General features: G+C 59.3%; 17 protein-coding genes and 2 pseudogenes. 8 read left to right on the top strand and 11 right to left on the bottom strand.

Annotation, left to right across the window (positions count from 1 at the left end; genetic code table 11):
• Positions 1-128: 128 nt before the first annotated feature.
• Complete coding sequence (locus MHK00_RS07625) at positions 129-1,583, bottom strand: glyceraldehyde-3-phosphate dehydrogenase (RefSeq protein WP_394371996.1); 1,455 nt, start codon at positions 1,581-1,583, stop codon at positions 129-131.
• 64 nt (positions 1,584-1,647) lie between these two features.
• Positions 1,648-2,631 (bottom strand): nitronate monooxygenase, encoded by a 984-nt coding sequence (locus MHK00_RS07630; protein WP_234447410.1) that lies wholly within the window; start codon positions 2,629-2,631, stop codon positions 1,648-1,650.
• A gap of 35 nt (positions 2,632-2,666) precedes the next feature.
• Between MHK00_RS07630 and pth the strand changes: the two genes are divergently transcribed.
• Positions 2,667-3,314, top strand: coding sequence for an aminoacyl-tRNA hydrolase (gene pth / locus MHK00_RS07635; protein ID WP_200435978.1), 648 nt, complete (start codon positions 2,667-2,669; stop codon positions 3,312-3,314).
• Between the two features lie 9 nt (positions 3,315-3,323).
• On the opposite strand, the gene MHK00_RS07640 is transcribed toward pth, so the two are convergent.
• Positions 3,324-4,016, bottom strand: a complete 693-nt coding sequence (locus tag MHK00_RS07640) for a potassium channel family protein (protein ID WP_005323703.1) — start codon at positions 4,014-4,016, stop codon at positions 3,324-3,326.
• On the bottom strand, positions 4,009-5,361 hold the full coding sequence (locus MHK00_RS07645) for a TrkH family potassium uptake protein (protein ID WP_250411079.1): 1,353 nt from the start codon (positions 5,359-5,361) through the stop codon (positions 4,009-4,011). Before MHK00_RS07645 ends, MHK00_RS07640 begins: the two co-directional genes overlap by 8 nt.
• Before the next feature lie 80 nt (positions 5,362-5,441).
• On the opposite strand from MHK00_RS07645, the gene MHK00_RS07650 reads away from it, so the two are divergent.
• Positions 5,442-6,278 (top strand): SDR family NAD(P)-dependent oxidoreductase, encoded by an 837-nt coding sequence (locus tag MHK00_RS07650; protein ID WP_250411081.1) that lies wholly within the window; start codon positions 5,442-5,444, stop codon positions 6,276-6,278.
• A 24-nt stretch (positions 6,279-6,302) separates the two neighbouring features.
• The gene (locus MHK00_RS07655) at positions 6,303-7,937 is read left to right on the top strand and encodes a peptide chain release factor 3 (RefSeq protein ID WP_250411082.1); all 1,635 of its coding nucleotides are present in this window, start codon (positions 6,303-6,305) and stop codon (positions 7,935-7,937) included.
• A gap of 72 nt (positions 7,938-8,009) precedes the next feature.
• On the opposite strand, the gene MHK00_RS07660 is transcribed toward MHK00_RS07655, so the two are convergent.
• Together MHK00_RS07660 and MHK00_RS07665 are read right to left on the bottom strand one after the other, a co-directional pair.
• The gene (locus MHK00_RS07660) at positions 8,010-9,575 is read right to left on the bottom strand and encodes an aspartate-alanine antiporter-like transporter (RefSeq protein WP_005323707.1); all 1,566 of its coding nucleotides are present in this window, start codon (positions 9,573-9,575) and stop codon (positions 8,010-8,012) included.
• 152 nt (positions 9,576-9,727) lie between these two features.
• Positions 9,728-10,597 (bottom strand): patatin-like phospholipase family protein, encoded by an 870-nt coding sequence (locus tag MHK00_RS07665; protein WP_005323708.1) that lies wholly within the window; start codon positions 10,595-10,597, stop codon positions 9,728-9,730.
• A gap of 25 nt (positions 10,598-10,622) precedes the next feature.
• Here MHK00_RS07665 and MHK00_RS07670 point away from each other — a divergent pair, with 25 nt between their 5' ends.
• Positions 10,623-10,964 carry a hypothetical protein gene (locus MHK00_RS07670; protein WP_150851700.1) on the top strand — a complete coding sequence of 114 codons (342 nt, stop codon included), beginning with the start codon at positions 10,623-10,625 and terminating at the stop codon, positions 10,962-10,964.
• Between the two features lie 197 nt (positions 10,965-11,161).
• Here the strand turns inward: MHK00_RS07670 and MHK00_RS07675 are convergent.
• The 4 genes and pseudogenes from MHK00_RS07675 to MHK00_RS07695 form a co-directional block, all read right to left on the bottom strand.
• Positions 11,162-11,639, bottom strand: a pseudogene (locus MHK00_RS07675) (gluconokinase).
• Positions 11,640-11,747: 108 nt separating this feature from the next.
• Positions 11,748-12,134, bottom strand: coding sequence for a hypothetical protein (locus MHK00_RS07680; RefSeq protein WP_040425131.1), 387 nt, complete (start codon positions 12,132-12,134; stop codon positions 11,748-11,750).
• Between the two features lie 48 nt (positions 12,135-12,182).
• Complete coding sequence (locus tag MHK00_RS07685) at positions 12,183-12,386, bottom strand: homocysteine S-methyltransferase family protein (protein ID WP_156794317.1); 204 nt, start codon at positions 12,384-12,386, stop codon at positions 12,183-12,185.
• Positions 12,368-13,308 (bottom strand): annotated as a pseudogene (locus MHK00_RS07695) (IS1634 family transposase); the annotation flags it as partial. The gene MHK00_RS07685 and the pseudogene MHK00_RS07695, both read right to left, overlap by 19 nt.
• 141 nt (positions 13,309-13,449) lie before the next feature.
• Between MHK00_RS07695 and MHK00_RS07700 the strand changes: the two are divergent.
• On the top strand, positions 13,450-13,827 hold the full coding sequence (locus MHK00_RS07700; RefSeq protein ID WP_250411085.1) for a hypothetical protein: 378 nt from the start codon (positions 13,450-13,452) through the stop codon (positions 13,825-13,827).
• Positions 13,828-13,846: 19 nt separating this feature from the next.
• Positions 13,847-14,386: a gamma carbonic anhydrase family protein gene (locus MHK00_RS07705; protein WP_250411087.1), complete on the top strand. Its 540-nt coding sequence runs from the start codon at positions 13,847-13,849 to the stop codon at positions 14,384-14,386.
• Here MHK00_RS07705 and MHK00_RS07710 read toward each other — a convergent pair.
• Positions 14,383-15,036 (bottom strand): membrane protein, encoded by a 654-nt coding sequence (locus MHK00_RS07710; protein ID WP_040425133.1) that lies wholly within the window; start codon positions 15,034-15,036, stop codon positions 14,383-14,385. The genes MHK00_RS07705 and MHK00_RS07710 overlap by 4 nt on opposite strands.
• 234 nt (positions 15,037-15,270) lie before the next feature.
• On the opposite strand from MHK00_RS07710, the gene MHK00_RS07715 reads away from it, so the two are divergent.
• A complete protein-coding gene (locus MHK00_RS07715) occupies positions 15,271-17,649 on the top strand; it encodes an MMPL family transporter (protein ID WP_005323735.1) in 2,379 nt (792 codons plus the stop codon).
• Positions 17,642-18,241 (top strand): TetR/AcrR family transcriptional regulator, encoded by a 600-nt coding sequence (locus MHK00_RS07720; protein ID WP_005323737.1) that lies wholly within the window; start codon positions 17,642-17,644, stop codon positions 18,239-18,241. The genes MHK00_RS07715 and MHK00_RS07720 overlap by 8 nt, the downstream gene beginning before the upstream one ends.
• The last annotated feature ends 18 nt before the right edge of the window (positions 18,242-18,259 follow it).

The raw sequence follows: 18,259 nt of genomic DNA on the forward strand, positions 1-18,259 counted from the left end.
ACCATTCAATCAGCATCCAAGAAGACCAAATCTAACCCCACCAACACGCTGAATCACAAACGTTTAGCCCTAAGCCCTGGAAAACGACTTAAGCCCGCGGATAACCGCGGGCTTTAGACCACTGAGCCTTAAAGCTCAGCAGGAGATACGCGCTTCGGCAGAACAACCGGGCGGGTACCCGCCAGTTCTTCTACGATGCGTACTACCTGGTTGGAGTAGCCATACTCGTTGTCGTACCACACATAAAGCACGAGGTGCTTGCCGGAGGCGATGGTAGCAACGCCGTCGACGATGCCGGCGTGGGTATTGCCGATGAAGTCAGAGGAAACGACCTCTGGAGAGGCAATGTAGGAAATCTGCTGGCGCAGGTCGGAGTGCAGGGAAACGTTGCGGAGGAAGTCGTTGACCTCATCGCGCTCTACTTCCTTTTCCAGCTCAAGGTTAAGCACGGCCATGGACACGTCCGGGGTAGGAACGCGGATGGCGTTGCCGGTGAGCTTACCCTCAAATTCCGGCAGGGCCTTAGACACAGCCTTAGCAGCACCGGTAGCGGTGAGCACCATGTTCAGGCCCGCGGCGCGGCCACGGCGATCACCCTTGTGGTAGTTATCGATGAGGTTCTGGTCATTGGTAAACGAGTGCGCCGTTTCCACGTGACCGTGGGTTACGCCGTAGCGGTCGTTGATGACCTTGAGTACCGGGGTGATGCCGTTGGTGGTGCAGGATGCGGCGGAGAGGATCTGATCCTCATCGGTGATCTTTTCGTTATTGATGCCGTAGACGATGTTCTTAATATCGCCCTTGCCCGGTGCGGTCAAAAGCACGCGAGAGATGCCCTTGGCCTTGAGGTGCTGAGACAGGCCCTCGCGATCGCGCCACGCGCCGGTGTTATCCACCAAGATGGCGTTGTTGATGCCATAAGAGGTGTAGTCAATCTCGGAAGGATCGTTAGCGTAGATCATCTGGATCTTGGTGCCATTGGCCCAGATGACCTCATTTTCCTCATCCACGGAGATGGTGCCGTTGAAAGCGCCATGGACGGAATCGCGACGCAGCAAGGAGGCACGCTTGAGGATGTCCCCATCGCCCTTCTTGCGCAGGACGATGCCACGCAGGCGGACTCCACCATAAGCTGCCTCGCGGGCGACGAGCAGGCGGGCCAGCAGGCGGCCGATACGGCCGAATCCGTAGAGCACGACGTCGGTGGTTTCCAGATCCACGCCAGCACCGACGATCTCGCACAGCTCGCCTTCCAGGTACATGCGGAGGTTTTCCTCGTTGGACTCCTCCCAGCCCAGAACCAAGCGGCCCAGATCCACGCTAGCGGCGCCTAGGTTCATGTCTGCCAATTCCACCAGGATTGGCAAGGTCTCCGCCGTGGACAGGTGGCGCTGCGCAATGCGGCGACCGTAACGGTGAGACTTGATGATGTCGATATCGGTCTGCCCCACCAGCGGGCGGCCGAAGATGGTGGTGACAACGTTATTGTTGCGGTGCAGCTGGTGGATGAGTGGAATCATCTGCTGCGCCAGCTCAAGGCGCTCGTTCCAATCATCATGGCCAACATGTGCGTTCGCGGTCACGTAATTCATTCCTTTTCTGTCACGGGGGTGGCATTGAATCTACAAACATAAATATTAGCGCCTACTAGTGTGGGTTTTGGCATAGTCGGTTAAGGATGTCGGCCACAGTACCCCCGTTAATTTTGGCTACCTCTTCACCTACGAGGCAGTAGGCCACGGCATCATCGTGCTGCGCACGGCGTTTCTTTAGCACCGGATTCAAAAGTGGGTAGACCGGGGGCAAGTCAGGGTGTCTCCGGGTGTACTCGGTCTCCAAGCCGCGGGCGAAGCGGCCTGAGAAAGCACGTGTGGACACGGTCTTTCCACCACGGCGAAGAAGCTGCCGGTTATAGTCGCTCGTGCCGGCCTCTGCGGCGAGCAAAAAGGCGGACCCGCAAGAGCAGGCGGCAACTCCACTCCAGGACATAGCGTTGGCTACATCAGCCGCGGTGCGCATGCCACCTGCTGCGATAAGGGGAAGTTCAGGCACAGCGGCATGCACGTCGGATACTAGCTCTTCCAACTGCCTGGAATCAGGAGTCACGGTTATATCCCACGTGCCGCGGTGACCACCGGCGGCGGGCCCTTGGACGCAGAGCACGTCGACGCCGCCACGTGCGGCCGCAATTGCCTCCGTAGGGGTGGTAACGGTGGTCCATGCCTCTGCTCCTGCGGCATGAATTTGCTCTACGTGATCAGCGTTAAAGGTTCCAAACATGGACCACACCACCCGGGCGCCGCCGCGCAGGGCTAGCTCCAGCTTTTCTGCATAGTCAAAGGAGTAGTCGGGCTCGGGTAGCGGCTGGTTTTCTGCTTGAGCCAGCTCGCGTGCAGCTGCCAAGTACGGCTCGGTAAGTGGATCTTGAGGGCAAAAGAGGTTCACCCCGAACGGAATTCCGGCGCACTGTTCTATCTGTGTGCGAGCAGAGTCGATGCTGGCAGAGCCCAAACCTAGGGTGCCGAAAGACCCAGCCGCATAGGCTGCGTGCACTAGTTCCGGGGTGGTGGGACCGCCGGCCATGGGCGCGGGAATTACGCTACGGGAAAGGGAGCTAATAACCTGACTCATACCACCCCACCCTACCGAGAGAGGAAGCTAGCGCAGTGGCAGATTTAGGAGATTTTTTCGCGCGGATCTTTGGCGCAGGAAAAAAGACGCAACCGGGGCTCAATCCGAATGACCTGGAGGCAGACTGGCTTATCGTGGGCTTGGGCAACCCCAGCGCGAAGTATGCCGCTACCCGCCACAATGTGGGCTATATGGCCATCGACGATCTACTGGCTGCAGGCGGAGATGTCCTCGAACCGGTGCGCGGGCTAGATCTGCAGGTAGCTTCGCTTAATTGGGAGGGCCACAAAGTACTTGCCGTGCGTTCGGGCACCTTTATGAACCTGTCGGGGGATCCTGTGGCACCGCTAGCGCAGCAATTAGGAATCGCTCCAAACCATGTGATTGTCCTCCACGATGAGCTCGATCTGCCGGCCAATAAGGTCCGGCTCAAGCAGGGTGGCAATGAAAACGGGCACAACGGGCTAAAGTCCCTCACCGAGCGCTTAGGCACGCGCGACTACTTGCGTGTACGAATTGGCATTGCACGGCCGCCCAAGGGCTCGTCGATTCCAGACTATGTATTAGGCCCGGTGGATACCGGCGCGGACTTTGATGACGCCATTGCCACTGCAGCTAAGGCGGCTCGGCTCATCGTGACCGAAGGGCTAAGCAAAGCCCAAAACCAGATCCACTCGCGTTAACCACTCGCGCTAGCACTGGGAGAATTTCTCTAGGGCCTGGGGACTGCCGGCGGCGACGATGAAATCGGTGGGGGCAAGTTCGGTGGCGTCGGCAAGCGGGGCCCATTCCCCTTCCGCACAGCGCACCGAAACCAATTGCACGCGGTGGGTGCTCCAGATGGCAGCGAGGTCGAGGGGCTGGCCGAGCAAAGAAGAGGGTACGGCCATCTGGGTCACGCCATAGTCGGTGGCAATCTCCGCAAAATCCCGGAAACGCCCGCCCAAAAGGTAGGCGACGCGGCGACCCGTATCTCGCTCTGGCCGGATGACGTGGTGGGTGCCTATCTGGCTCAAAATGCGCGCGTGCGCCTCCGAATCTGCCTTGGCCCAGATATCTTTCACCCCCAGCTCCACCAGGTTAGACGCGGTAAGAATGGAATCTTCTAGGTGAGAGCCGATAGCGACGATGACGCGCTCGACCTCCTCCACGCCCAGCTGGCGTAGGGCTTCCGGGTCAGTGGTATCTGCCGCAATGGTCTCAGTAAGGTATGGTGCCTCTTCGCGCACGCGCTTTTCGCTGGAATCGATGCCAAGGACCTCAACGCCATTGGCCATCAACTCATGGGCTAGCGAGGAGCCAAAGCGCCCCAGTCCAATAACGACGACGGGTGGAATGTCAATGCCGGCGCGGGTGCGTCCCAGCGCCTTGAGAATATTAGCCAAGGAACGGCCTTTCTTCGGGGAAGCTATAGCGCCGGCTGACGGATTTCGCCGCCAGCGCTGCTACCAAGGTGGTTGGGCCAACGCGGCCCAAGTACATGATGAGGCATAGCACTATCTGCGAGGGCGCAGACAGGCTTGCGGTAATTCCGGTGGACAAGCCCACCGTAGCGAAAGCAGAAAGAACTTCGAAGGAGACTTGATCACCGCTGAATTCTGGATCGAAAAAGCGCAGGGCCGCCACGCCGAGTGTGACCACCATGACTCCGGCAAAGCTCAAGGCCAGGGCCTGGCGGGTCACCGAGCGCGGAAGGCTGCGGTGCCCGATGGTGGTGGTTTCGCGCCCGGTGAACTCTGCTGCCATGGCTGCCAGGAGCACGCACGCGGTGGTGACCTTGATGCCGCCGGCGGTACCGGCCGAGCCACCACCGATGAACATCAAGATATCGGTGCCCATCAGGGTAATGGGGTGAGCCTGCCCGTAGTCGATGGCATTAAAGCCGGCCGTGCGCGGAGATGCACTGGCAAAGAAAGAGTTGAGCAGTTTTTCTCCCAGCGACATGGACGACAACAGTCCGGTCCATTCCATGCAGGCGAAAAAGACCGCACCCGCTACCAAAAGCATGGTCGTAGCCACCAAAGTCATGCGCGCGGTAATGGAGATGCGGTGGACCACGTAACGGTTGCGGCGCACGAGGCGTACCAGCTCCGCCCATACCGGAAATCCCAAGCCGCCACCAATCAGCGCGGCGGCCAGGGGCAGCAGAATCCAGGCATCTGCAACAAAGGGCACCAGGTTATCGCTATTGGTGCTAAAACCCGCGTTATTGAATGCAGAAATGGCGTGAAAGATGCCTTCCCATACCGCGCGCGGAAAGGAATGACCATAGCCAATCATCAACCGCGCAGCCACGATGACAGCGATGATGATCTCTGCCACGGCGGTAAAGGCAAAGGTAAAAATCAGCGTCTTGCGAATTCCGCCAGGAGCAATGGGGCGCCCCTCATAGGCACCCGTCTTGCGTGCTTTGAAGCTAATCCGGCCGGTAAAAAGCAGGCCGGATAGCGAGGCCAGGGACATGATGCCCAAGCCACCCAGTTGGATGAGTGCCAAGATGACTACTTGGCCGGCCGGGCTCCAAAAACTACCGGTATCCACCACGATAAGTCCGGTGAGCGATACCGCAGACGTAGCGGTAAAAAGGGCAGACAGAAATGATGCACGGGCGGTGCCGGCCTCGGCGAACGGCAGCATGAGCAAAACCGTTCCCAGCAAAATGAGCAAAAGAAAGCCGGCTGCGGTTAAGCGCGCCGGTCCCCAGTGCCGTATGGAAAACAGATGTTTCACGAGCGGAAGTATAGACCTGCTTGGGGTGCAAGGAAACTGCTAGCGAGCACCACCCCCGCCTCGAAGTTAAGATTGGGGCTATGACTTCGCCAAATAGCACTGCCAAGACCATTGTGATTACCGGCGCATCCGGCGGGTTGGGGGCCGCGGCTGCTCGTCAGTTGCACCGCACCCGGCCACAAGACAACCTGGTTATCGTCGGCCGCAATCCGGAAAAGACCCGCGCGGTGGCCGAGGAAGTCGAAGGCCAGTACTTCCTGGCGGACTTCGAGTCCTTGGGCCAAGTTCGCCGCTTGGCACAGGACTTGGAAGGCCTGGAGCATATCCACGCCCTGGGCAATAATGCCGGCGGCATTTTTGATGGCCCCTCCACCACCGCCGATGGATTTGAGCGCACCTGGCAGGTCAACGTGGTCGCGCCCTTCCTGTTGACCTCATTGCTGCGCGAGAAGCTGCGCGCAGATTCCGCCAACGTAGTCCAGACCGCTTCGCTGGCCAATTTCCTCATGTCCAACTTTGACCCGAACGATCCCGATACTGTGGAGCACTTTAGCCCCGAGCGTGCTTATGGCAACGCGAAGTTGGGGGATATCCTGCTTACCCGCTATTTCGATGCCCACGGGCTTAATGCAGTCTCTTTCCACCCGGGCGTGCTGGCCACGGACTTTTCCAAGTCCTCGACGGGCATGATGTCCAAAATGTATTCCGGACTGATCGGCAAAACCTTTGGCAAGCCTGCAGACGGCGGCGATAACCTCGCCTACTACCTGACCGGCACGGAAGGCATCCACTTCAAATCCGGCGAATACTACAACGACAAGCGCAAACCCGGCCTGCAGCGTCCCATTGCGAAGAAGCTATCGGTAGCCCGCCGCGTCTTTGATGATTTGGGGCGCCGCCTCAATGTGGAGTGGTAGCGCAAACCCACTAGACTATGCCGCATGAGTTCTGTCGTTTCTGAGGCCTCGCGCCGCCGCACGTTTGCCGTTATCGCCCACCCCGATGCTGGTAAGTCCACGCTGACGGAGGCGCTGGCGCTGCACGCACACGTTATTAATGAGGCCGGCGCGGTCCACGGCAAAGGCAACCGCAAGTCCACCGTGTCTGACTGGATGGACATGGAAAAGGACCGCGGTATTTCCGTGGCTTCCTCAGCGCTGCAGTTCGAGTATGCGCCCGAGGGACACGAGGGCGAGCCCTACATGATCAACCTGGTTGATACCCCAGGCCACGCGGACTTTTCGGAAGATACCTACCGCGTGCTCACTGCGGTGGATGCGGCAGTCATGCTTATCGACGCCGCCAAGGGCCTCGAGCCCCAGACCCTCAAGCTCTTCCGCGTGTGCAAGGCCCGCGGCTTGCCCATCGTCACCGTGATCAATAAGTGGGACCGTGTAGGCCGCGAGCCCTTGGAGCTCGTCGATGAGATCGTCAACGAAATCCAGCTGCAGCCCACTCCGCTGTACTGGCCGGTGGGCATAGCCGGTGATTTCCGCGGTCTGGCGCATATCAATGACGACGGCGAGGCGGATGAGTATATCCACTTCATCCGCACCGCTGGCGGTTCCACCATTGCTCCAGAGGAACACTTCGACCCGGATGCCGCCGGTGAGAAGGAAGCAGATGTATGGGAAACCGCCGTCGAAGAGGCCGAGCTCCTCGCCGCCGATGGTGCCCTGCATGATCAGGAGCTTTTTGAGCAGTGCGTGACCTCCCCACTCATTTTTGCCTCTGCGATGCTGAACTTTGGTGTGCACCAAATCCTGGATACGCTGTGTGCCATTGCCCCGGCACCGCACTCGCGCGAGTCTGATCCTAAGGCGGTTGAGGCTGCCACCAGTGCTATCGACGAGGTCCGCGAAGTAAGCGATGATTTCTCGGGCGTCGTCTTCAAGGTCCAGGCGGGCATGGACCAAAAGCACCGCGATAATCTCGCCTTTATGCGCGTGGTTTCCGGTGAATTCGAGCGCGGCATGCAGGTCAACCACGCCCAATCTGGCCGCAGCTTTTCCACCAAGTACGCCCTGACTGTCTTTGGTCGCACGCGCGATACCGTGGACACCGCCTATCCGGGCGATATCGTGGGCTTGGTCAACGCCGGCTCGCTTGCCCCTGGTGACACCATCTATTCCGGCAAGAAGGTGCAATTTAAGCCCATGCCTCAGTTCGCGCCGGAAGCCTTCCGCATTCTGCGCGCGAAGTCGCTGGGCAAGTACAAGGCCTTCCGTAAGGGCCTAGAGCAGCTGGCGGCCGAGGGCGTGGTCCAGATTCTCAAAAACGAGGCGCGCGGCGATGCCTCCCCGGTCATGGCGGCGGTGGGTCCCATGCAGTTCGAGGTCATGCAGGCCCGCATGGAGTTCGAATACAACGTGGAAACCGTCACCGAGCCTATCCCCTATTCCGTGGCTCGCCGCACCGATGCCGAATCCGCCCCAGAGCTCGGCCGTCAGCGCGGCGTGGAAATCTTTACCCGCCAAGATGGCGAGCTCATCGCGCTCTTTGGTGATAAGTGGAAGCTCGCCTTCATTGAGAAGGAACACCCAGAGCTCACCATGGAAACCCTCGTGGCGGATTAGAAACCACACAGCTTCACACGGCAGAGAGAAAGGCCGCTTCTCAGAACGGGAAGCGGCCTTTTCCGTTGCGTGTTAAACCATCAACATCACAGGGACAACGGCAATCTTGACCACCTGCGCCACCACAATGGTGGCCGCATAACCGGTCATGATGCGCGAGTCGGAGCTCAACCCCGTGGCGTAGTTGACCACGGCCGGCTGAGCGAAGATGCCAGAGAGTCCGCCGGAGGTACGGGTCTCGGACTGACCCATGAAGCGATTCGCTACAGCGAATAGGATCGAAACCACCACGGTGACAATGGCGGCGAGGATCATGCACTTCAGACCCATCCAGGAGAAGGCGGTGGACAAGAATGCCTCGCCGGACGAGAGGCCCACAGAGGCCAAGAAGATGACGAGGCCCCACTGCTGGAAGGCAGTATTAATGGAGGCCGGAACCTGCCACGGAATGCGGCGGGTACGGTGCAGCGCGCCCAGGATAAGACCCGTAATCAGCGGGCCAAGCGCAAAGCCCAGCTCGAAGGAAGCGCCACCCGGCATCGGAACCACGACCTGGCCCAGCAGGTAACCCAGGAACAGGCCACCACCCAAGGCCACCCAGTTCAGCTCGGAGTAGGACTTAATTGAGTCACCGAAGTAATCCTTGATGTCACCCAAGCGGTCAAACTTCACGATGAGCTCCAGCATATCGCCAGAAGCCAAGTGGGTTTCGTTATTGGCCAAGAATTCCTCATCGCCGCGCTGCACGCGCACGATGCGACCGCCATAGCGGGAGAACAGGTTGAGCTCCTCAACGGTGCGGCCGGCGATATCTTGGTTAGAAATAGCCACGTTTTCGATGACCAGGCGTTTATCCACGAACGGAGTTTGCGGCTGACGCTTGCCCAGCATCTGGGTCAGTTCACGGGCCTTAGCCTTGGTGACCATAACGCGCAGGATATCGCCCTTGTGCAATTCGGGGCGATCGCCGGCAACCCGGACCTTATTACCGCGGCGAATGGTAGCGATAACAAAGTGATCCTTGAACTGTTCTTCCAAGTCATCGTAGTTCACGTCTTTGGTAACGCGAATGGTACGGGAACGGAAGATCTTGGAGGCCGAATTGTCCTTATCGTGCTTGGCGGGCCAATTCTGCTTGAGCAGGAATGCCACGACCAAAATGGCCACCGCCACACCCACGGGATAGCCCAGCGAGTAGCCCACAGCGGGTAGCTCTTCACCGGTTTGCTGTTGGGCAACTGCCAGCGACGGCGTCGAGGTCGTGGCGCCGGCGAATACACCAACGGAGGCCAGGGTATCCAGCCCCAGCATGCCGCCAAAGAGGAGGGCTGCGCCCGCGGCCACCACAATCGCAATGGCTGCGGTGAGCATGTGCTTCATCTGCTTAGAAAAGCCCTTGAAGAAGCGCTCACCGGCGGACAGGCCCTGCATATAAATAAAGAGTCCCAATCCCAGCTCTTGCAGGGAGCTTAAGATGTCTTTATCTAGATCAATAAATGAGCCGAAGGCCAAGCCCATAAACAGCGTGCCCGCCGCGCCAAAGCGCAGCGGACCGAAGGGGATCATGCCAAATAGCGTGCCGAGCAACACTATGAAAAAGATGCTCAGCCATATATTTCCATCAAAAATTGCTAACACGCTGGAATATTTTAGGCATTTTCCTCCAAAGTGCCACGTGAAAGGCACATTCTTTAACGACCACCAATGGCATCGCTACTGCTTAAGCCCTTTTCGTCAGGGGCCACCCACCCCCAGCAGCGGCACATCTCACAGGAAACGCTCATAGTGAACTAATCAAGGAGGAACTCCTTCCACCGTGGCCACTCCGTATAGGTCTGGGCTTTCCCCGCCTGATAGTTCGCCCGCAGCTTGTGCACGTTGCGTTCGGTAGAGGTCACCTGCATATCCTGCGGGAAAAATAGTTGCGCCCTACCTTGGCGCTCCAACTCCAAAAGCCGGTCTTTGGCCGCGTTATAGAGGGCGGGGCGGGCTACGAGGGCGTCGGCAATAGCGGGGTACCTGCGGAAGACGCGGCGGACGAAGGCTGGGCGCGCGACCGCAGGGCGCACGTACCCGCGCGGCTTTGTACCAATAAACAGGAACTTCTCGTAGCCGGCCTCTTCTGCTTGCGCAATGGTAATGCCACCGGAAGAGCCCAAAGCACCGTCCACGTACGGCGCGCCGTCGATAGATCGCATCGGCATAATCAGCGGCAGCGTGGAAGAAGCGCGCACGCGCACGAAGAGATCTTCCGGGGTGTGGATGTCCTCGCGCGTCCAGTAAACAGACTCGCCGGTATCGGCGCGCGCTGCAGCAAGCACCATATCGGCCGGATGCTCACGGTAAGCCTGCCAATCAAAGGGCAAATCCTTGTCCGCGGCGCGCTCATAGATGTACTCGGCATTGAAATACCCGGTGCCACGCACCAGCGAACCCACTCCGCCGAAGCTGGGGCTTTGAGCAAAGTCTGTAAAAGACTCTTCGGCGCGGCGGGCATCGCGCGACAAGTAATTAACGGTATGCGATGCCCCGGCGGAGACGCCGCCTACCCAGCCAAAGTCCACGCCCTCTTCGATGAGTTTGACCATACAGGCGGCCGTATAGGAATTGCGCATGCCGCCGCCTTCAATAACGAGTGCGGTGTTGCTGGCGTCAATCATGGTGCCCCATACTACGCTGGGCCCAATGAAGCGCATTTTCCGACAATTGCTCGCGGACGAAGAAGGCACCTTCGATATCGAAACCGGCCAGCAGCCTCGCACCGGGTTCGCCTATAACCCCACCGGGAAAGCGCTGTTGCGGGTGACGGAGCCTACCCCAGCCGCGGTGAGCAAGGCCTTGGCCTTAGCCAAAGAACACGGCGCGCGGTATCTCGGCACATGGCGCCAGCCCGATGGTCCGCTAGTCTTCCTCGCCACGGCCGTCACCCACGATGAGTCCGTGGCCCGCGAGCGCGTCGCCGCCACCGGCCAACGTGCCTATTTCGACCTGGAGCGCTGCCGCACCATCACCGTGAGAGCTCACTAGACTAGGCTCCCATGGGATTAAAAGATGCTCTCGCCCGGCTGACCGGCACGCAACCCCCGCGCCTGGCGTGCCCCGATTCCACCTGGCTTAGGCCATTTTAGTGCGGAACAATCCCACCCCACCGTCAAATACCACCAGGTAGCAGTGTCAAGAGAAACGTTACTCACCCACACATGACCTAAGTCGGGAAGCGCCAGCTAACCCCGTAAGTATTCGGCCGCCGCGGCGGCAAGTTCCTCTGGGGCCTCGCTGACATCCAGCACGATGCCCGCTTCCCCCGGCTGCAGTTCCTCGAGTGACTCGAATTGCGAGTCCAGAAGGACGACCGACATGAAGTTGCCCAGAGCGCTGACTCATGCGCTCCTTGAGCAGCTCATAAGAGCCGTGCAGGCCCACAAAGATCGTATCGATGATGTCGCGGTGGGAGCGCTTGAGCGCGGAGCAGCCCACAATGGCACCGGCGTCCTGGTCCGCGAGAAAGCAGCCTAAGGACTCGAACCAGGGCTTGGGGTCGGCGTCGTCAAGGGCCTGCCCCGAGGCCATTTTCTAGATGTTCGCCGCCGGATGCATATCGTCCCCATCCCGAAAAGGCAGGCCGGTGCGCTGCGCCAGCAACTCCTCGACCGTGGACTTACCGCAGCTCGAGACTCCGTTGATCACCACGTGCTTGCGCATCATCCCTCCTTGCAGCATTCCACCAAATCGTACGCGCTGCGCAGTGCCTGACGCAGCGCGATTCAACGCAACATGACGCAACCACCGTGCGGCTTGATAAAGCGCGGTTTAACCCAGCGGCGCGTACATGAGGTTCGCGCGCTGCACCTCGCCGCGTGAGGTCGGGTCAAAGGTGGCGCACAGGGCAGCTGCCACGTAGCGCACGCCACCCATCGGAGCAGAGGAGCCGACCCGCTCGGCGCAGTTCTGCAAGGCCGGCAGGCCGATGTCGTCGCCCGGCGAAGTCATGGAGAAGAAGGACGCGGCCATCATGGTGTCACCATCGGCACGCACATACTCGGAAGAGCCCTTGATGGCCTGCCAGGCAATCGCGCCAACGGGGTCGGTACGGAATTGGTCCCGCTCAGTCTGGGTCAACTCGGCGTTGGCGGCGGGTACGGACAGAGATGCGACGAGGAGCGCAGCGCATGCTGCGAGGAAAGAAGGCTTTTTCATAGCAATATTGTATCCCCCGTGCATTGGGGTTGTCCTGGTATTCCTTCGCTATTGTCCAGAGGAACCGCTTGTTGCGCGAAGGATGGAAGCGCGCAGCTGACGTATCTCAGTGGACCCCACGCGGCAGCACCCGCCCAGCAGGCTAGCACCGGCAGCCGCGAGATCCGTTACGGCCTCAGCCAGGCTCGCCGCGCCAACGGGGGCTGGCCGCCAATCATGGGCGCCGTTGTCCCAGCCGAGGCTTGTGTCCAGATCTGGCCGTGGGCGTAGTCTTCACCGGGGTTTTCCCGCCGCCAGGTTTCAATCACCTCAGGCACGGTGGAGGTTTCGCCGACAAAATGTAGTACAGACCTGCATCGATGAGTGCTTGCTTGTTCGCCGCTGACACCATGCCCGCATCAGCAACGACGGTAACCTCGTCGAGCTGGTAGGCATCTTGGAACCGTGTGATCATCGGTAGCATCGTGTGGGTTTATGCCGAGTTGCCAGCAAACGCGCCCACATGCAGTGGAAACCCGGTGGCATCAGTAAGCAGCCCGACAAGGCTTTGTGGCTCCACACGGCGTTCTTTGGAAAATAGGGGTTTGCGAAGCTCATCAGGAGTATCGGCTTCAAAGTACAAGATGGTCACGTTGTACAAGATAAATGCGCCTGGCCCAATACCTGCATGATGGGCCAACGCTTGGGTTTGTATCTCCCCGAACGATTCGGTGGCGAAGGAGGAACGACGCCTCTGGATGGTGCGGTAGCTTGCGCTGGTGATGCCAACCCCGGGAAGAGTCTCGATGAAATCCAGCTTTGAGCTGGGATGGATGATCCGGGCACGCACCAGAACACGAAGCACCGGATCATCTCCGCTTGCTGCTGCACGGCCTAACTCGTTGAAACACGCATCAATACAGTCCAGCAAGTATCCAGCCCGCTGACCGGCTACCGGCAGCGGGTTGGAAACACTGCCTGTTGCCGGTGGGGTGTGTGTAACCTCGCCGAAGTCCATTGCGAGTTGGTCACCATCGACGATGCGTTGAGCCTCAGCCCGCAAAAGCGCAAGCTCAGACTCTGAATGCGCTGAGCCGATATGCTTCATTCTTTTCGCACTTTTGCGTTCAGAGAACACCACGTGCACCGCTATCGCTCCTGAGGCGGTCTTGACGGTGCGAATATAAGGACTCACCAAAATCAGACTACTGAACACCCCGGAACTACCCACTTAGTGCGGAAAAATCCCACCCCACAAACAAAACCACCAGGTAACAGTGTCAAGAGTGACGTTACTCACCCGCCCATGACCTAAGTCAGGTTAGACTAAAGGCTTATGGGATTAAAAGACGCCCTCGCCCGACTTACCGGCGCGCAGCCCCCGCGCTTAGCTCACCCCGATTTCACCGCCCCCACCGCGCGGGTAGAAAAACTGGAAATCCACACCGCTGGCCCGCTTATCATTGTGGTCACTAATCAGCCCGGCGCGGAAGTGCTTTGCGAGGTAGCCCGCGCCCGCGAGTCAGCTACATTGGCCTCTCCCACCACGACGGTGCATTTTCCCGCCGTGAAAAAAGATGCCTTGCCCATCAAAGATCCCCGGCGCGGCTGGGTCATTCCGCTTACGCCCGCGCTTGCCGACGCCCTCGTAGACCACCTCCCCTACCCCGGCGACTACGAGCTTTCCCCCGCCCTAGCCGTAGTGGTGGAATAGTTTCCTGGAAAGGACTGACATGCTGCTTTTGCCTTGTGCTGGAAAGAAGCCCCGCATCCACCGCAGTGCGTGGATCGCCCCTAACGCCACCATCATTGGTGATGTAGAAATCGGCCCGGATTCCTCCGTCTTTTATGGCAGCGTGCTGCGCGGCGACGTGGGCGCAATTCGCATTGGTGCTAGGTGCAATATCCAGGACAATTGCGTCTTCCACGTAGAAGAGGACACCCCGTGCGTATTAGAAGATGATGTCACGGTGGGACACATGGCAATGGTCCATGCCGCGCATGTGGAGGCCGGTTCCCTGGTGGGAATGTCCTCTTCGCTGCTCTCGCGCTGCACTATTGGCACCGGCTCGCTCATCGCGGCGGGCGCCGTGGTGCTGGAAGGAACCACTATTCCACCGCGCAGCCTTGCCGCCGGCGTGCCGGCCAAGGTGCGCCGTGAGCTCAGCCCGGAAGAGTCACAGGCCTTCATTGCGCATGCTGCCCGCTACGTGGACTGCGCGCGCAGCCAATCCGATGTGACGTTGAGCCTGGATGAGGTCACCTTTGGTTAAAGGGAAAGCACGCCCATGAGGATGAGGAAGACCGCCACGAGGTAGCCGCCGAAGAGCGCCACCTGAGTGCTATTGGCGCGCGCCGCGGCAAAAAGACGGCCGGCGGCCGATTCGGGATGGGCTCGCACCACCGCAATGAAAAGGCCACAGATGGTGGGCAGGGATAGCGCCAAGCTGGCGTACCACACCAAGCCGCCGTACTGAGCGGCCGGAGCGACATCTTCGGTAGCCAGGTGCATGAGCCCGTAATAAAACGGCACCGAGGTCAGCGATTGCACCACGCCCATGATGAAACCGATGATCGCGGTAAACAGCGATGGAGTACGCAACGGCTCGAGCAGTCGATTTACTAAGGCATTGGGCTGGCCTTGAGAGCGCCACGAGCCAAACCCCACCGCGATGCCCACTGCGACAAGTACCCAGCCGGCAACGGGCGAGCTCAAAATGGCCTCGATCTGATCTTTTACTCCCAGCAGCACAAACATCACCACGGCCGCTGCGGCGAGGACGCCAATCCAGTCTCCTACCACCACTAATGCGGCAATGCGCCGGTACTTGCCGCGGGGCAAGATGATGCCAATGGCCACGAGGATTCCGATGAGTAAGGCATTGACGGAATCCAGGAGGGCAAAACTAACGGCGTGGAGCATGCCGGTCAGTCTACCGCCCCATGCCGCCATCGCCGATACGCCCGAGGGCACAAGCCCCATCTTTCACGCGCAGCTTCCTATGGTCCACCGCACCGGTCTTTGCGCACGTTCTGCAATTTTGTCTACACTATGCAATGTTTCGCACGGGGTGAAAACTTCTCCCCGCGGATTCCATAGTCGCTGTTACCTGCGCGCAGAGCATTGCACGCATACTGCACAAGAAAGCACATTTTTATGTCTAAATTCCTCTACCGGCTAGGTAGCTGGTCCTACCGCAAGGTGTGGCCATTCCTAGCGTTTTGGCTCATCGTCTTGGTGGCCATGGCGGGACTTACCGCCGGCTTTGCCAAGGCCCCCAACCCTAATTTCTCCATGCCGGAAATGGACTCCACCACCACCCAAGACAAGATGATGGAGCGCTTCGGCCAAGACACCGATGCCATGAGCTCTCCCGAGGGCACCGTGGTCATCCAAGCGCCGGAGGGGAAAAACCTCACCGATAAGCAGGTGGCCAGCGAGGTAGATGACCTCCTTGGTGAGCTCAAGGACACTGGCGCGCTCAAGGACCAGGAAAAACTGGTCAGCCCAGTGATGGCTGCAGCCGGTATGGAGAAACAAATGGGCGAAAAGATGAAGGCCCAGCACATGCCAGACAAGCAGATTCACAAGAATCTGCAGCAGCTCTCCCCTCTGAGCGAGGATAAGTCCACCGGCACCGTCACCATCACCTTTGATGCGGAAACCGTCATGGACATCCCAGAAGAGGACATGACCAAGGTCACGGACGTACTCCACAAGTACGACGAGGGCGACCTCACGGTGAAGTACCAGGGCAATGCATTTAGCTCCGCTGGCCAAGAGATGGGTGGCAGCGCCGAGATTATCGGCCTCATCGTCGCAGCGATCGTGCTGCTGATTACCTTCGGTTCCTTCGTGGCCGCTGGCATGCCGCTCATTTCCGCCGTCATCGGCGTGGGCATCGGCATCCTCGGCGTGCAGGTATCCACGGTCTTTACGGATACCGTCTCCGATATGACCCCGACATTGGCCTCCATGATTGGCCTGGCAGTCGGCATCGATTACGCGCTGTTTATTGTCAACCGCTTCCGCAACGAGCTCATCACCTCCTCTGGCCTCAACGATCTTTCGCCAAAGGAACTGGCCCAAGAGCTCAAGAAGATGGATAAGGCCACCCGTGCCCACGCCATGGGCATGGCGCTGGGCACCGCGGGCGGTTCCGTTGTCTTCGCCGGCACCACCGTGGTCATCGCCTTGGCCGCGCTGACCATTATCGGCATCCCGTTCCTGGGCACCATGGCCATCGCTGCTGCGGCTACGGTCATCATCGCCGTATTGGTTGCCAATACCTTCATCCCCGCCCTGCTTGGACTCTTGGGCACCAAGATCTTCGCTGGCCGCGTGCCTGGCCCCAAGGTTCCAGACCCAGAAGACGAAAAGCCCACCATGGGCCTGCGCTGGGTTCGCCGCGTGCGTGCCCACCCGTGGCTGCACCTTATCGCGGGTGTGGTCTTGCTGGGCATCCTGGCCGTACCATTTGCCCAGCTGCGCCTGGCCATGCCCACCGATGGCACCGCAAAGCCCGGCACCCCGCAGCGCGAGGCCTATGAGATCACGGCAGACGCCTTTGGCCCTGGCCGCAATGCCCCGATGATCGCGTTCGTTGATGCGGCCGACGTCCCTGAGCAGGACCGCATGCCGGCCTTCCAGGACCTCCTGCAGGAGATCAATGGCAACGACGGCGTAGAAAACGCCCAGATCGTGCAGACCACTGACAACGGTGATGCTGCCCAAATCATGATCACGCCTACCACCGGCGCAACCGATGAGGAGACCACCGAAACCCTTAACCACCTGCGCGATTACCAGGGTGAGTTTGAAAAGACCGGCGGTTCCTACGGCATTACCGGTATCACCCCGATCTTCGATGATATTTCTGAGCGCCTCAATAACGTGCTTATCCCATACGTAGCCATCGTGCTGGGCCTAGCCTTCATCGTCTTGATGCTGGTCTTCCGCTCCATCTGGGTGCCGCTCATCGCCGCGGCCGGCTTCGCTTTGTCGATGGCCGCAACCTTCGGCATCACCGTGGCCATTTGGCAAGAAGGCATGTTCGGCATCGTCGACGACCCGCAGCCGCTGCTTTCCTTCCTGCCCATCATGCTCATCGGTCTTACCTTCGGCCTAGCCATGGACTATCAGGTCTTCTTGGTGACCCGCATGCGTGAGGGATTTGTCAATGGCAAGACGGCCGGCAACGCCACCTCGAATGGCTTTAAGCACGGCGCCCGCGTGGTCACGGCCGCAGCACTGATTATGATTTCCGTCTTTGCCGCCTTCATCTTGATGGACGAGCCGTTCATTAAGACCATGGGCTTTGCCCTGGCTGCGGGCGTGCTTATCGACGCCTTCGTGGTCCGCATGATGATCATCCCCGCCACCATGTTTGTGCTGGACAAAAAGGCATGGTGGTTCCCGCGCTGGTTGGATAAGATCACGCCAAACATGGATATTGAAGGCGAGGCCTTGCACTCCGACCGCGAGGAACTCCTGCGCACCCAACGAGAAAAGGTAGGCGAGACACACCGTGACTAGTCTGCGCGAAGAAAAGAAGCGAGCTACGCGTCAGGCCATGGCCGATGCGGCAGCGCGCCTCGTCCTCGACGGCGGTGCCGAAGCCGCCACGATCTCCGGCATCACCGCGGCCGTCGGGGTTTCCCCGCGCACCTTTCACAACTACTTCTCCTCGGTGGCTGATGCGCTACTGTCCTTTAGCACCGATGTGCTTGCCAAGTTTTCCAAGGAAGTACCCACTGTTTTTCCTAATTCATCCATTTCTGAATTCCTCGAACAAGTAACGCTCGATGCCACCGAAAACGAGGGCAAAGAGCTACATTCTTTTACCTCTCTTTTCACCATTGGCGAGGCTTTAGAAAACTTGAGCCATACCTCGAAAGAGCGCCAACAATTCCAAGTCGTAGCTGACCAAGTTTTGGAAGCTTTCCACCAACGCGCCCCAGATAAGTCGCGCTTTGAAATCGCGGTCATTCTCCAAGCGTGTGCGGGTGCCAGTGCGATGAGCATGAAAGAAATCCACCGCCGCTCCCAGGCCGAAGAATCACTGGACGCTCACACAAAGCATGAGATAGTTCGCACAGCCTTTGCCACCGTGCGTGCCATCGACTAGCTAGCCTAATGGGCGCTT

Source organism: Corynebacterium tuberculostearicum, assembly GCF_022347385.1.
In the GTDB taxonomy this organism is placed as follows: domain Bacteria; phylum Actinomycetota; class Actinomycetes; order Mycobacteriales; family Mycobacteriaceae; genus Corynebacterium; species Corynebacterium tuberculostearicum_M.

Bases quoted from the DNA above. Each gene is read 5' to 3' on its own strand.
- MHK00_RS07715 (WP_005323735.1), top strand. From the start codon at position 15,271: ATGTCTAAATTCCTCTACCGGCTAGGTAGCTGGTCCTACCGCAAGGTG.
- MHK00_RS07670 (WP_150851700.1), top strand. From the start codon at position 10,623: ATGAAGCGCATTTTCCGACAATTGCTCGCGGACGAAGAAGGCACCTTC.
- MHK00_RS07700 (WP_250411085.1), top strand. From the start codon at position 13,450: ATGGGATTAAAAGACGCCCTCGCCCGACTTACCGGCGCGCAGCCCCCG.
- MHK00_RS07710 (WP_040425133.1), bottom strand. From the start codon at position 15,036: ATGCTCCACGCCGTTAGTTTTGCCCTCCTGGATTCCGTCAATGCCTTA.
- MHK00_RS07680 (WP_040425131.1), bottom strand. From the start codon at position 12,134: ATGAAAAAGCCTTCTTTCCTCGCAGCATGCGCTGCGCTCCTCGTCGCA.
- MHK00_RS07630 (WP_234447410.1), bottom strand. From the start codon at position 2,631: ATGAGTCAGGTTATTAGCTCCCTTTCCCGTAGCGTAATTCCCGCGCCC.
- MHK00_RS07650 (WP_250411081.1), top strand. From the start codon at position 5,442: ATGACTTCGCCAAATAGCACTGCCAAGACCATTGTGATTACCGGCGCA.
- MHK00_RS07665 (WP_005323708.1), bottom strand. From the start codon at position 10,597: ATGATTGACGCCAGCAACACCGCACTCGTTATTGAAGGCGGCGGCATG.
- MHK00_RS07655 (WP_250411082.1), top strand. From the start codon at position 6,303: ATGAGTTCTGTCGTTTCTGAGGCCTCGCGCCGCCGCACGTTTGCCGTT.
- MHK00_RS07705 (WP_250411087.1), top strand. From the start codon at position 13,847: ATGCTGCTTTTGCCTTGTGCTGGAAAGAAGCCCCGCATCCACCGCAGT.